The organism is Prevotella mikamonis (assembly GCF_055381405.1).
The window spans coordinates 975,735-990,343 of sequence record NZ_AP035785.1; the positions used below are offsets into that span (position 1 = coordinate 975,735).

Consider the following 14,609-nt stretch of genomic DNA (forward strand, 5'->3'; position numbering starts at 1 on the left):
TATTCTCTTAATTACAAAATATATACACCTTAATACAAGGTATCAAGCACTTATGGTAGTACCCGTACAGTCATAAAGTTGAGATTTATAGACATATTTCTTTTGCCAATAACAACAAAAACCTTATCTTTGTAAGGAGCTTGAATGACAGAGAAATCCTCTCATTCGCATACACGACTAATATAAACACAGGTTTGTAAAACTAAATCTTAACAATATGAATCTATCACCATCCGACCTGAAACAGATTTCCAATCATGGAATGACTCCAGAACATGTAGAACATCAACTTCAAGAGATAAAAAGAGGTTTTCCGTTCCTTCGCCTGGAACAGGCTGCCTCTATCAACAAGGGTATTATTGCACCGTCAGCGAGCGAACGCGACCAATACATCGAAACCTGGAATACATACAAGGGTGAAGGACACACAGTTGTAAAATTTGTACCAGCAAGCGGAGCGGCCAGCAGAATGTTCAAGAATATGTTTGCATTCCTGCAAGCAGACTATAATAAACCTGAGACAGACTTCGAGAAAGCCTATTTCGACCATATACAACAATTTGCTTTCTATGAAGCACTCAACACTTGCTGCCAGAAGAATACCGGCAAAGACATTCCAACACTTGTAAATGAAGGACGACACAAGGATGTCGTAGCCAACATGCTCAATGAAAAAGGGCTTAACTATGGTTCTCTACCCAAAGGGTTACTGTTCTTCCACAGCTATGAGGAAGGTTCACGTACGCCTATGGAAGAACATCTGGTAGAAGCAGCACTCTATGCAAACTCCAAAGGTGAAGCTAATATACACTTCACTGTCAGCCACGACCATCTGGAACTCTTCAAGCAGAGACTGGCGGAAAAACGATCTTTCTATGAGACAAAATTTGATATACATTATAATGTATCATTCTCTGAGCAAAAAGCAAATACAGACACCATTGCCACCAATCCAGACAACACTCCTTTCAGGAATGAGGATGGGAGTTTGCTATTCCGTCCAGGCGGTCATGGAGCTTTGATTGAGAATCTCAATGATATTGATGCCGATATCGTCTTTATCAAAAATATCGACAACGTTGTCCCCGACCGTCTCAAAGAAGATACCGTCGTTTACAAGCAATTAATCGCAGGCATCCTCGTCACGTTGCAAGAAAGGGCATTCCACTATCTCAGAATCATAGAGAGCGGACAATACAACCACAGCACATTAGAAGAAATTATCCGATTCGTGCAACAGGATTTATGCTGCCGAAAAGCAGACATCAAAATGCTTGAAGATGCCGAACTCGTGATTTATCTCAAGAATAAGCTGAACCGACCGATGCGAGTCTGCGGGGTGGTAAAGAATGTGGGTGAACCCGGAGGTGGCCCATTCCTGGTATACAACAACGACGGCTCCGTCAGTCTACAGATTCTGGAAAGCACCCAGATTGACACTGATAATGCCGAATATAGCAAGATGTTCACCGAAGGAACACACTTCAATCCAGTAGACCTAGTCTGTGCTACGAAAGACTATCAAGGAAATCGTTTCCATTTACCTGATTTTGTGGATAAAGCAACCGGCTTCATCAGCCATAAGAGCAAAAACGGCAAAGAGTTGAAAGCACTTGAACTCCCTGGCCTTTGGAATGGCGCTATGAGTGACTGGAATACTATTTTCGTAGAAGTGCCACTCAGTACATTTAATCCCGTCAAGACGGTCAACGACTTACTACGGGAACAACATCAATAAAATAACCATATCTCTATGAATAATAAGTTTGAATTTACAACCCAGGAGAAGATAGAAGCCCTGCAATTAAGGCGCATATTACACCAAAGTCTGGCAGATAGTCTGATGCCGGATGACGAGCATAAAATCAAACGCTATCTCGGTTTAGCCATAGGCTCAGATATTATTCATAGAGATGTTTTCGGACTGAATCCCATACTCGAAAGTCTCAGGACTGCCCAACTGGCAGTCTCTGAGATTGGTATCAAACGCGATGGTGTATTGGCAATACTGCTATATACGAGTGTATCCAATGATTCCGAGACATTAGAACGTATCGAAAAAGACTTCGGAAGTGGAGTTTTCCGGATTATCAGAGGCTTGTGTCGCATTCATGAGTTGTATACCAAGAATCCTATCATTGAAAGCGAGAATTTCAGGAATCTGCTCTTGTCTTTCAGTGAAGACATGCGCGTCATCCTGATTATGATTGCCGACAGGGTAAACCTGATGAGACAGCTTCGCGATACCAAAGAGTTGGAACATAAACAAGAAGTCAGCGAAGAGGCAAGCTATCTCTATGCCCCACTCGCTCATAAACTAGGACTCTATAAACTCAAAAGCGAACTGGAAGATCTCAGTTTGAAATATCTTGAGCATGATGCTTATTACATGATTAAGGATAAGCTCAATGACACTAAAAAAAGCCGAGATGCCTATATCCAACGTTTCATCGGGCCGATTGACGAGAAACTAAAACAAGCAGGATTATCATTCCACATGAAAGGCCGAACAAAGAGCATACACTCTATTTGGCAAAAAATGAAAAAGCAGAAATGCAAGTTTGAGGGTATATACGATCTTTTCGCTATCAGGATTATTCTAGATTCACCTATTGAGAAAGAGAAGATGCAGTGTTGGCAGGCTTACTCTATTATCACCGATATGTATCAGCCCAATCCGAAACGCTTGCGCGATTGGTTAAGTGTGCCAAAGAGTAATGGATACGAAAGTTTGCACATCACCGTGCTTGGTCCTGAAAACAAATGGGTAGAAGTGCAGATTCGTACAGAGAGAATGGACGAAATAGCCGAGCACGGATTGGCAGCTCACTGGCGATACAAAGGCATCAAGAGTGAAGGAGGAATCGATGAATGGCTGGCCAACATCAGGGCGGCGCTTGAGAATAATGACGATTTGAAATTGATGGACCAATTCAAATTCGATTTATACGAGGACGAAGTATATGTATTTACGCCCAAAGGAGAAATCTTAAAGTTCCCAAAAGGGTCTACCATATTAGATTTTGCCTATCACATCCATTCCGGTATTGGCAATACATGCGTGGGGGGACGCGTCAACGGGAAGGCGGTCTCATTTCGGGAGCAACTGCATTCGGGAGATTCCATCGAAATCATTACCCAGACCAATCAGCGCCCCAAACGAGATTGGCTCAACATAGTCAAGAGCAGTAGAGCCAAGGCGAAGATTAGACTTGCCCTCAAAGAGACGCAAGCCAAGGATGGACTGTTCGCCAAGGAGCTGTTGGAGCGTAGGTTTAAGAATCGTAAGTTGGAGATTGAAGAGAGCATCATGGCACATCTTATCAAGAAGTTGGGGTATAAAGAGAATTCTGATTTCTACAAGGATATTGCCGACGAGAAACTAGATACAAACAGTGTCATAGAAAAATACATAGAGGTCAGAGACCACGATTTGAATCTCAATGCTCCCAAAGCTGCTGAAAGTGCAGAGAATTATGCGTACGACAATCCCGACGCCAGAATACTGAAGCAGAATGATGACGTATTAGTCATTGACAAAAACCTGAAGGGACTTGACTATAAACTGGCAAAATGCTGCCATCCCATCTATGGAGATTCTGTCTTTGGCTTTGTTACCGTCAATGGGGGTATCACCATCCACCGAACAGACTGTCCTAATGCACCGGAATTAAGAAAACGATTCGGCTACCGAATTGTGAAAGCCAAATGGAGCGGAAAAGGAGCTAACAAATATAGTATCACACTACATATCGTAGGAAATGACGATATAGGAATTGTCAACAACATCACCAATATCATCTCAAAAGAGGACAAACTGACCATGCGTTCCATCAACATAGACTCCCATGATGGAATCTTCAACGGCAACGTCGTCGTGATGCTTGAAAATATAGACATGCTTAATTCACTCATTAAGAAGCTCCAGACGATTCGCGGAGTAAAACAAGTAGTAAGACTTTGATATGTATAGAAAACTATTAGGCATTCTTATTGCCTTGAATGCACTGGCGGTAAAAGCTGCTAACCAGCCAATACAGTACACAAAATACGATAGCACGAAGGTGGTATCACTGCTAAAACTGGCTAAAATGCAAAAGCCAGAGACAAACTATGTTTTGTTTTTTGCCAGACAGCTGGTCAATATACCCTATGTAGCCAAAACTCTTGAGAACAATCAGACTGAGAAGCTGGTTATCAATCTGCGGCAACTGGACTGCACAACCTATGTAGAGAATGTGCTTGCCTTGACTTTGTGTGTCAAAAACAAACAAACTTCCTTCATGGATTTCTGCAATCAACTACAGAAAATCAGATATGAAAAAGGAGATATAAAATACACCAAAAGGCATCATTATTTTACAGAATGGATTATCAGCAATAGCAAATTAGGACTTGTCAGAGACAGACAAACCTCTCAAGCTCCTTTCACCGCCATACAAAAAATCCGAGTAAGATATATGAGCGAGCACCCTCAATACTACCCAATGCTTGTAAAAAATCCAACATGGACGACAGAAATCGCCCAAATGGAAAAGGCATTGGACGGATTGCAGTATCGTTACATTCCCAAAAACACGATTGCAAACACGGCACTATTTCGGAATTCTATCAAGAATGGGGATATTATTGCCATCATTACCAACAAACGCGGACTGGATACATCGCACATAGGAATTGCCGTATGGCATCGGGACGGGCTTCACATGCTGAATGCCTCACAGGTCCACAAGAAAGTGGTAGAAGAGCCTATGCTGCTGAAAACCTACATGAGCAAACATCCCATACAAATTGGTATAAGGATTATAGAAATCAAGTAACACTATTTCCGGCCAAAATTAAAGCCGACATAGATATTCAGATTCCCAAACGTAGTGTTTGCATGGAATTGACTTTTGTGGTAATTATAGGTATGCAGGATAGCACTGGCACCTGCATACCACTTCGTATTATTCCACACTATCCCAAAACGTCCGACTCCATCTAAGTTCAGATTCTTGAAGGTAAAGTTTCTGAACTTGAAGTTTTTGTGGTCTTCATCACTCTTACTGCTCTGATAGCCCAATGCAAGAGAGAGCGAAGCTGCAAACAGCCAGTTTTTGGCAAAGACCCAGTTGTAAGCATATCCTCCCATCACAGCTATATCCGAATATTTTATCTCCGAAGTCAACAGAGTCGTATCGGCCATAATCTTGTCTACTGCCACTGGGCTAAGTCGCTCTTCAGCCAAGTCGTATAACTCCCCCCAGTCCAGGTCTAGTGCATGGTGCGTATAGCCAATACCCACTAGTGGAGACCCGACACTTATTTTCTGACAAGTGCTCTGGCTAAATGCAGCCGGATAGGAAAAACGTTTATGGTTGAAGATATAATAGAGATTAAACCCCTTCACACTGGCCTTGAACCCATCAAAAGGAGCATTATCCAAGGGTGAAGTATCAATACCAGGGCCTATTCCCAATTCACTAATACGATAATCATCACCAGTCTTTCGATAGAATAAATCTATCCCTAGCTGATTACTATACAGGCTCAAATCGAATTCCTTACGGTTATTACCGCCAGATAAATGGGTCAAGTCTACCGTATAACCCAAGAACATCCACCGCCAGCCTACATAAGGTCCTAATTTCATGCTAGGCTTAGGCGACAATCTCATTGTAGTACCCTGTCCCGAACGCAGCCAATACATCTCATAGGTATTGGTGTTTTGCAACATCACTGTAAAATTATAATGCTGAGGCTCTATATAGTTAGTATCTACACGACTAAACTCCTTAACCACTTCATACAGTTTCGCAAACACACTCTGCTTTTCATGGCCGATAGTATCACCTTGCGCCCATAGAGTATGAGTACTCATCAATATAGAAATGAAGAATAAGAAAACTGTCTTTTTCAATACGTTCTACTTAAAGTTTACCTAAGATTCTGTCCATTACCCAATTCACCGGTGTCGCACTTACACTGGTACATGTGCAAGCTCCTATTCCCTGGAGGTCCTCCGTAACTTTCTTAATAATCGGCAACTGAACATAAGCAGGATTAGGAACCGTGATACTGGTTGTACCGTCGCTCGTTACGAGCATGATGGGATCATAGTTAAAAACCGAAAATGATACCATACCCTTATCTCCGATGACTTCTATTCTGTCTTCTTTGGCACTCTGGTGTCCCACAAAACACCAAGAGCCACTACCAGGCAACCCATTCTCAAACAAAAAACAGGCACTGATGGTATCTTCAGCCTGATACAGATGAGCACGATTAGCACAATATCCATGTGCACGGGTAATAACTCCAAACAACTCCTGTAACAGGTCAAGCTGGTGAGGAGCCAAATCATAGAAGTAGCCTCCACCTGCTATATCCGGCTGGAGACGCCAAGGCAAGCTCTTAGAACTATTATAATCAAGGTCGCGAGGAGGCACAGAAAACCTTACCTGCACATTTGTGACCTTCCCAATAGTACCACTGGAAATAATGTTCTTCACTTTCTGAAAATAAGGGAGATAACGCCTATAATAAGCAACATAGCATGGAACACCAGTCTGTTCACTCACACGATTGATACGAGCACAATCCTCATAACTGGCAGCCAATGGCTTTTCTACATATACAGGCTTTCCTGCCTTCATTGCCATGATAGCAAATGTAGCATGACTCGAAGGCGGAGTGGCAATATAAACAGCATTGACATTGGGATCATCTATAAGTTCCTGGGCATCAACATACCACTTCTTGATATGATGACGCTCTGCATAAGAACGAGCTTTCTCCTCACTCCTGCTCATAACTGCCTCTACATGAGAACCTTCAATCTCGTTGAAAGCCGGACCGGATTTCTTTTCCGTCACTTCTCCACAGCCAATAAAGCCCCAACTAATTAGTTTCATATTACTTATTTTCTTCCATTCTACGAATGCCAACATGAAGATATAATCTCTGACAATCTCCTTGCCTGTAGGCTTATTTCTGCAAAGTTAATAGAAATGAGACATATATAAAAATTTCCAGGATATTTGTTGCATCCAGCTGCTCTTGTACACCATATTATTATATAGATATATAGTCTAGCAATTAATGATGGAAATGTATTCAGTACATGCCTGTAAAATTATCAGAAAACATCATTTGCAATAGAATCCTGATAAAAGTTTTTCCAAGTTGCAGATTCTTACATAGTTGGCTAAGAAACGAGTAGCCCAATAACAATCCAAAAACTTACAAAAATTGCAAGGCCTCGGCAACGATACTGCAAAGGCCGGACAGCAATATTGCAGAGCCTAGGCAGCAATGTTGCCGAAGCCTTGCAGTCTGATTCCTATTGATGTGTACTGGTTTTAGTTGACAGCTTTTGTTTTTAAATTGATTATCTGTTGACACCTGCGATTCTTATTTTCCATGCAGGTTGTCACCTCTTTCTCCAAAGTTCATTTCTGGTTGACAGCTGTCGTCGAAGTGCAAAGTTAATGTTTCTTCATTGTCCGTCCAAAGGTTGACCTCTTTTTTTATGATGGATGGACTCTATGGAGAATACCGGGGGAGTCCTGGCGTCGGGGGCTTGCATCCTCCCCGGAGCGAATCCCCTAGGCTGCACGGCCCAGGAGCCTGAGCAGTTCCTGCTGCGGTGTCCGCATCTCCAGGCTCTGGTGCGGGCGTACGGTGTTGTATAGCCTCACGGCCTTGGCCACGAGTTGACTGACCTCCTCAAAGCTCTTGTCATGGGTATCGAAGAGCCAGCCGTTCTTGACGGTGTTGTTCATCCTCTCGGCCAGGGCATTGTGGAGCGGGTCTCCGGTCTGGGTCATGCTGATACGGATGCCGGAACGCTCCAGGAGGGAGACGTACTCATGGCAGCAATACTGTACACCGCGGTCTGAATGGTGAATCAGGAGGGTCAGGTCCACACCGTACTCCCTGTAGCATCCCATGGCCATCTGCATGGCCTGGATGGGGCCTTCCCTGGCCAGTGTGGGGTGCAGGGCCCAGCCGAGGATCACCCGTGAGGCGGCATCGGTGACCAGCGACAGGTAGGCCCAGCCCGAAGACGTGGCGACATAGGTGATGTCTGCCACGCAAAGTTCGCCCAGGCGGTGGGGACGCAGCTTGGGAGTGGTGTTGACCAGGTCGCCGTAGATGAAGTAGCCGTGGTTGGAGAAGGTTGTCCGGGGACGCTTGCGACGGCGTTGGCACAGGCCGTTGGAGCGGAAAAGGGCATAGCACTGGTCGCGGCCGAGGGTGAACTTGGGACCGAACTTCCTACGGCACAGTGCATAGAGTTCGCGCATGCCCGCCTTGGGCATGTCCTTGAGGACCTCGCCGGCATACAGCACGATGCTCGTGCGAAGGACGTCCACATCCATGGAGCGCTCTACGTGGCGGTAATAGCCTTGCCTGCTGATGCCAAGATAACCGCAGAGGAAGGAGACGCAACCCTTGAGCCGGCAGCATTCCTCCCCCTGAGACAAGGTACTGATTACTTGGCATCGGAGTTTTTTCGGATACGGATGTTGAACTTCTTCTCGGCAAGGTCTATCATCGTGGAGTTGGCAAGGCTGCGAACCTGCTCCTGGGCAAGGGCATGCTTGAGACGCTTGAGTTCCTCGGCGTGGGCCTTACGCTCACGGGCCAGCTGGGCCTGGAGTTCCTCGACGGTGGTGGGAATCTGTGCTTGTTTCATCAGCTCGGATATGGATGAGGTGTCCGGATGACCGTAGCAACGCAGGATGTGGCGGAACGTGGTGTAGGGAATACCGCGACTCCCGGCGAAATGGTAGGCATCAAGGCCACTGGTGATGTACTGACTTAATAACAAGAGTTTCTCCGTTTCATTGTACTTAATCATGACGGTTTACGTTTTTTAATTAATACGTGGATACTGTCAACTTATTCAGTACACTACATATAATAAAAAAAGAGCTCGGTATAAAATACCGAGCTCATTACAAGTTCTTATTACAAGTTCGAACTTAGAAGAACAAATAGCGATTATCAACCACCTTGGCCTTCATATAAAGTTCGTTCATGAAGTTACCTGCATACTGAAGAGCCTTCTGACGAAGTTTCTGCTCCTCAGACTTATCATTGAATTTAGCAGAACCAGCCTGCTTATTCACTACCTGGAATACATAGATACCAGCATTACCCTTCACCGGTTTTGCACTAAACTGGCCTTTCTTGGTTGCAGCAACAGCACCACTAAGAGCAGGTTCGCTAGCACCTGTCACCGGAACAAATACAGGAGCAGCAAATGTAACCTGATTTACAGGAGAGACAGTAGCACCCTTAGCTTTTGCAGCAGCAACGCTGTTTACACCTTGGAGTTTGGCCATCAGCTGTTCAGCCTTCTTATCTTTAAGCACTTCAGCCCTAACAACTTCCTTCACCTGATTATCATCCAAAGAACGATAACCAATTGGGTGAACCTTTGTGAGTACTACAACCAACAAATGATCATTGTCACCACACTCATACATAGGTGAAACGCTACCCTGCTTTGCGTCAAACAACCATTTCAGAGCCTCACGTGTACTATGTATATTAGCCAAATAATGTTGAGCTGTTGTAATGTCATTGGCTTCTTGAACCTTAAATCCACTTGCCTGAGCATTCTTCAAGATACCCTCAGCAGTCTGATTGGCACTCACAAAAGAGCTGAACTTATTATAAGCAGCACTGTAAGTCTCTCTAGAGAACTCAATGCTCTTCTTGATAACAGCTACATTATATTTATTAATCATACCCTTACGGTCAACTACCTGAAGAATAATATTACCCTGAGTAGCAGGGATATTAACAACAGCATTAACCGCCATCGTATTCAGACTATTGATAAACTTCTTGGTATCGTTGTCCATAGAAGGTGCATTCTGATACTGACTTGTCGTCATCCAGGTCTTTTCACCAGTCTGGCCATACTTCTTGGCCAATGCTTCGAAATCAGCACCACTATTCAAAGCTGCAAAAACAGAATCAGCAGTCTTACGGGCGACATCCACAGAGGCACCACTAATCTGAATCTGACGATACTGAACAGAATCTGGTAATTGCTGTTTAGCAACCAATTTCACAATATTCATTGTGTTATCCTGAGCGTTTACGGAAGGGCCAAAAGTCTGTCCGATAGCCATTGAATCCAAACGCTGTGCAATATCTGTAGGGAAAGCGGTCTTTGCAACAGGAATTCCAAGATAGCTAATCAAAGAAGTACTCTTGCGAACGACCTCTGCCGGATCTGCGGCAGCAGCCAACTCTGCGGCATAAGTAGCAAACTGCTTATTGATAGCAGACTTATCATTAGCAGAAGGAATTACCTGATAATCAACATACTTGATATCACGGCTTTCAACATACTGCTTGAAACGTGGCTTCAACTCTTCGTACTTAGCTTTCAAATCTGCATCAGAAATCTTAATTTTATCATCAGATACACTGCTATAAGCCAATGATGCCAACTGGATTTGATTTTCTTCAGTAGCCTCTTTAAATGCCATCTTAGCTTCTACAGGATTCGACAAAAGACCGTGAGCCAACAGGCTTTGGAATTTCTGGGCCAACATTTGCTGACGCAATGTCTTTTCTATGAAAGTCCAATACTTGTAGATAGTCTCATACTGCTGTGCTATTTGAGGATTAGCAGTCTTCTGCGCTTTATATTCAGCAAGGAATTTCTGCAAGGCATTAGCATCAAAACGCCCTGTCTGCTGATTGACAAAAGGAGTCTGCAATAACATTGGATTAGTTCCTTGCTTCAAGGTATTCTGCATCTCTTGGTTGGTGACTGTCAATCCTAGTTTCTCAGCTTCATTCTCAACGAGCTTAGACTGAATATAAGTATTCCAAACCATGTCTTTCACTTGATTCAACTGTTCGTCGTTCAAGTTTTGAGTACCTTGCTGCATTTTAATCACCTCGGTGTACTCATCAACCAACTTCTGAAAATCCTGCACATTGATTTTCTCACCTAACACTTCGCCCACTTGCTGGCGCTGATTGTTTCGGTTTGTCTCGCAAGAGCGAAATGCCTCTTCGGCAATGAAGGCAAAAAGACCCAGACCGATGATAATAATCAAGGTCACACCTTTGCTTCTAATTTTTCCTAATGCTGCCATTACTTTATTATGTTTATTTATTTTTATGTTTTTTCATCATACAAAGTGGCTACAAAAATAGCAATAAAAATATAAATAGAGTAATTTTTCTATCACAAAAGCTTGCTTTACAAGCTATTTTCCTCATCGTATGAATAGATGAAACAATTTTTCACCACTACTTTTCATTATTATTTATCTATCCAGAGCCGCACTAATTCTATTTTAGTCATCGTATTCTTGATTATTTTGAATCTGTATTTACCTATTTGAACAACCTCGTTGAGCTTAGGGAAACTTTGGTAACCATGCAGAATAAAACCTCCTATCGTCATATAATCATCACTTTCAGGCAATGACAAATCGAAAAGTTCGTTCACTCTATCTATCTCCAAACGAGCCGACAATGTATAACTTCCATCTTCATTCAGCTTGGAAATATATTTCATATTATCGTGTTCATCTTCTATATCGCCAAAGATTTCTTCTACAATATCTTCTAAAGACACCAGACCACTCGTACCACCAAACTCATCGACAACGATACCAAGACTTTTCTTCTCTTGCAAAAGCAGGTGCATGAGGCGCTGGGCAGTCATTGTTTCAGGGACAAAAAGGATGGAATTGATATGGTCGGTCCAGTGTTCAGGGTCACGAAACATCTCCGACGAGTGGATATACCCCTCTACATGATCTATGTCTTCATTGTAGACAATAATCTTGGAATTGCCACTCTCTATAAATTTTTGCTTCAGTTCATCTATTGTGCAATTCTTCTCTACAGCATTGATTTCTGTCCGCGGCACCATACAATCGCGCACTTTGGTATCCGAGAAGTCCAACGCATTCTGGAAAATCTTCACTTCATCTTCTATTTCATCTTCACTCTTTGCATTCTCTATACTAGATTGAACCAGGAAGTCAAGATCTACCTTAGTAAATTTATCATCATCATGGTCTGTATGTATCTTGATACCAAACAACCTCAGCAAGATTTTCGAGAGGAATGTAGACAACCGACTAATCGGCCATAGAATAATATAAAAGACAAAAACCAGTGGGGAAAAGAAAGAAAGGAGTTTATTCGGGCTGCTCTTAAATAATGTCTTAGGCATAAACTCACCTACAAACAGAACTATAATAGTAGACAAAACCGTATCTGCCATCACTCTATAGCCCGACTCCAAACCAGCAAAAATAGTACTATCAAAAAACTGCGCTATCAAAATACCATAGACAACAAGCACTATATTATTTCCCACCAAAGTTGTACTAACAAAATCGTTCGGATGATGATAGAAGAAATTGACAATGCGTTGAGTAATGCTATTGCGGTCTTTGTCCATTTCGGCAAGCATCCTGTTGGAAGACACAAAAGCTATCTCCATCCCCGAAAAGAATGCGGAGAAGAGCATTGAAAGTATAATACTTATGATTAATGGAATATCCAATTTTATATAAATAATTAGTTTTAGCGATTCAATGCAGATACTGTTTGCCTACGTGGTTGAGTCTGAGGCCGCCTAGCCTTCTGAATAGAATCAGTAGCCACCTTGGTCGAGTCTGTCATGTCTGCATTATTATCAAAGTCTCCTTTCTCGAAAGAGCCCTTGGTATTTGACACATAATATTTCGTCATCTTCTCATCACTACGGAAATAAGTTCCTTGCAATGTACGTTCAGGAGTAATCAAACGAGAGAAGACATAAGAATACAGTTCATGATTATTTTCGTCCCAAAACAATTGTTCACTTTGAAACTTCAATCCATCTTTTGTTAGAATCCTTACACGAGAATGCAGTTCCCAAATTTTCTGCTGCGTATAATAATAGGCTGTATCGCACTGAATATACGATTGAACATGAAACTTCTCATCAAACTGCTCTAAAAACAGACCCTTATTAAATATCCATCTAGGAGGATTTCGGTTTTCATTCACCTCCCACTCTTCTGTTACGATACGATATTTGATAACCCCAGAATCAGAGATTAAGGTGTTGACCCCATACGACGTCATCAATGCAACGGAATCTTTCTCTAAAATTGCAGGTGCAGTATGCTCTTTCTGTTCCTGACATGACATCAACGAAAGAAACAGTAAAAGCAAACAACTAAATATGCCCCAAGAGAATTTCATCAAGACTGCTTGTCCTTTATTCAACTTTCCACTTTGCGAACCAACACTCATTAAACGTCAATCCGATATTTATCCTGAAAGTATTCTCCTTTATAAAGCCGGTAGCAGACTGATTAACCCACTGCGCACTGATATTCAGCATCGAACGATTATTATAAACATTGATAATCGGAATTCCAAAACCAATACTTGCACTAATCTCCTTTGGTCCATCTTGACCATTTATCACTAGATAAGGAGTTGCATAACTAACACCTGCCCGATAGTGAATACGATTAAAGAATGAACGAGAACGTTTGTTCACTGGCATGAAGTCAAATCCGGCAGTAAACTTATGCCGGTCTTTGAACATTCCAGATGTTGCCGTATAGCTTACACTTCCATTCTTTTCAGTATATTGGGGATACTCAGTAGCTCCCCATTTTTGCAAAGAATAGTCGACACCGAACTTCAACACCTCACGGTGATTCCACATAAACCCTGCCCCTATGGATGTTGGTATCTCCAAAGCTTTAGCTGCGACATAAGACGTTGTATCGGCAGTGGCTGTCTGACTGTTTGTTGAAACTACATCACAAACAGCATCTGCATTTAATTGATGCCCCAAACCATAAGTAAGACCTACAGTAACTTGATCTTTCTCATTTAATTTTGTAGTGTATTGAACACCGAAATCCAACTTGTAGTTACTTACAGAAGCCGAATAGTATTTAGCCAATGTATTCACATAAGCATCGCTATAACTATTGATAACCGAACGGGTATAATTCCCCCAAAGGTAACCGGCAGTTGCTCCAAAAGAGAATCCTTTGAAAGGCTCCCACCCGAACCCCAGATATACATCATGTAATCCCCCTTCACCATTATATGTGTTACTATAAGCCTTTGACGTATAACTTGACTGCGGGTTTAGCTTTTCCGTCGTCACATAATTATATCCAATATTGGTAAAGGGAATCAAACCGAAACTTATTCCCAAATGTTTGGCTGCACGGAATCCAGCTACAACATAATCAAATGTTGCATTATTCGCATTCTTACGCACTCCATTCTCATGGAAATTGGTTATTTGCCCAGAGAATCCTGCATCAAAGATGAAACTAAGAGAATCTATGGAAGACAGAGACGCAGGATTTAGATAATTCACTTGATTATGTTCACGAAAACCAAGTCCTAAACCATTCATACCACGACTAAAGCCTGCTCCTTGTTCAGTGAGCATACCTAGCCCGAATTGACTATAAGGAGAATTCGTTCCACTCTGTGCAAGTACCAAGTTAGAGATTGCAGCCATTAAGGCAACGCATAGAAGTTTCTTTTTCATCTAGATATAAAATAAACGCTGCAAAATTATCAAAAAAAACAGAAACAAATGCAGG

Annotated in this window: 11 protein-coding genes; 3 read left to right on the top strand and 8 right to left on the bottom strand. The window is 42.5% G+C overall.

Annotation, left to right across the window (positions count from 1 at the left end; genetic code table 11):
- Positions 1–217 precede the first annotated feature (217 nt).
- The 3 genes from ACZ42L_RS04285 to ACZ42L_RS04295 are packed head-to-tail and all read left to right on the top strand — an operon-like array spanning position 218 to position 4,820.
- A complete protein-coding gene (locus ACZ42L_RS04285) occupies positions 218–1,738 on the top strand; it encodes a DUF4301 family protein (RefSeq protein WP_464716722.1) in 1,521 nt (506 codons plus the stop codon).
- 15 nt (positions 1,739–1,753) lie between these two features.
- Positions 1,754–3,964, top strand: a complete 2,211-nt coding sequence (locus ACZ42L_RS04290) for a RelA/SpoT family protein (RefSeq protein WP_464716723.1) — start codon at positions 1,754–1,756, stop codon at positions 3,962–3,964.
- Position 3,965: 1 nt separating this feature from the next.
- Positions 3,966–4,820, top strand: coding sequence for an N-acetylmuramoyl-L-alanine amidase-like domain-containing protein (locus tag ACZ42L_RS04295; RefSeq protein WP_464716724.1), 855 nt, complete (start codon positions 3,966–3,968; stop codon positions 4,818–4,820).
- Positions 4,821–4,822: 2 nt separating this feature from the next.
- Here the strand turns inward: ACZ42L_RS04295 and ACZ42L_RS04300 are convergent, their stop codons facing one another.
- The 8 genes from ACZ42L_RS04300 to ACZ42L_RS04335 all read right to left on the bottom strand — a co-directional run bounded on the left by ACZ42L_RS04300 (position 4,823) and on the right by ACZ42L_RS04335 (position 14,554).
- Positions 4,823–5,863, bottom strand: a complete 1,041-nt coding sequence (locus ACZ42L_RS04300) for a DUF4421 domain-containing protein (RefSeq protein ID WP_464703778.1) — start codon at positions 5,861–5,863, stop codon at positions 4,823–4,825.
- A 49-nt stretch (positions 5,864–5,912) separates the two neighbouring features.
- Positions 5,913–6,896, bottom strand: a complete 984-nt coding sequence (locus ACZ42L_RS04305; RefSeq protein ID WP_464716725.1) for a Gfo/Idh/MocA family protein — start codon at positions 6,894–6,896, stop codon at positions 5,913–5,915.
- A 693-nt stretch (positions 6,897–7,589) separates the two neighbouring features.
- Entirely contained in the window at positions 7,590–8,471 is an 882-nt protein-coding gene (locus ACZ42L_RS04310) for an IS3 family transposase (protein ID WP_464698445.1), read from the bottom strand.
- A gap of 8 nt (positions 8,472–8,479) precedes the next feature.
- Entirely contained in the window at positions 8,480–8,848 is a 369-nt protein-coding gene (locus tag ACZ42L_RS04315; RefSeq protein WP_464698446.1) for a transposase, read from the bottom strand.
- Between the two features lie 124 nt (positions 8,849–8,972).
- Complete coding sequence (locus ACZ42L_RS04320; protein WP_464716726.1) at positions 8,973–11,114, bottom strand: SurA N-terminal domain-containing protein; 2,142 nt, start codon at positions 11,112–11,114, stop codon at positions 8,973–8,975.
- A 170-nt stretch (positions 11,115–11,284) separates the two neighbouring features.
- Positions 11,285–12,544 carry a hemolysin family protein gene (locus ACZ42L_RS04325; protein ID WP_464716727.1) on the bottom strand — a complete coding sequence of 420 codons (1,260 nt, stop codon included), beginning with the start codon at positions 12,542–12,544 and terminating at the stop codon, positions 11,285–11,287.
- A gap of 20 nt (positions 12,545–12,564) precedes the next feature.
- On the bottom strand, positions 12,565–13,230 hold the full coding sequence (locus tag ACZ42L_RS04330) for an OstA-like protein (protein WP_464703951.1): 666 nt from the start codon (positions 13,228–13,230) through the stop codon (positions 12,565–12,567).
- A 16-nt stretch (positions 13,231–13,246) separates the two neighbouring features.
- On the bottom strand, positions 13,247–14,554 hold the full coding sequence (locus ACZ42L_RS04335) for a hypothetical protein (RefSeq protein ID WP_464716728.1): 1,308 nt from the start codon (positions 14,552–14,554) through the stop codon (positions 13,247–13,249).
- Positions 14,555–14,609: the final 55 nt, after the last annotated feature.

Coding starts and splice junctions, on each gene's coding strand:
- ACZ42L_RS04335 (WP_464716728.1), bottom strand. CDS start 14,554: ATGAAAAAGAAACTTCTATGCGTTGCCTTAATGGCTGCAATCTCTAAC.
- ACZ42L_RS04330 (WP_464703951.1), bottom strand. CDS start 13,230: ATGAAATTCTCTTGGGGCATATTTAGTTGTTTGCTTTTACTGTTTCTT.
- ACZ42L_RS04315 (WP_464698446.1), bottom strand. CDS start 8,848: ATGATTAAGTACAATGAAACGGAGAAACTCTTGTTATTAAGTCAGTAC.
- ACZ42L_RS04320 (WP_464716726.1), bottom strand. CDS start 11,114: ATGGCAGCATTAGGAAAAATTAGAAGCAAAGGTGTGACCTTGATTATT.
- ACZ42L_RS04290 (WP_464716723.1), top strand. CDS start 1,754: ATGAATAATAAGTTTGAATTTACAACCCAGGAGAAGATAGAAGCCCTG.
- ACZ42L_RS04295 (WP_464716724.1), top strand. CDS start 3,966: ATGTATAGAAAACTATTAGGCATTCTTATTGCCTTGAATGCACTGGCG.
- ACZ42L_RS04285 (WP_464716722.1), top strand. CDS start 218: ATGAATCTATCACCATCCGACCTGAAACAGATTTCCAATCATGGAATG.
- ACZ42L_RS04300 (WP_464703778.1), bottom strand. CDS start 5,863: ATGAGTACTCATACTCTATGGGCGCAAGGTGATACTATCGGCCATGAA.
- ACZ42L_RS04305 (WP_464716725.1), bottom strand. CDS start 6,896: ATGAAACTAATTAGTTGGGGCTTTATTGGCTGTGGAGAAGTGACGGAA.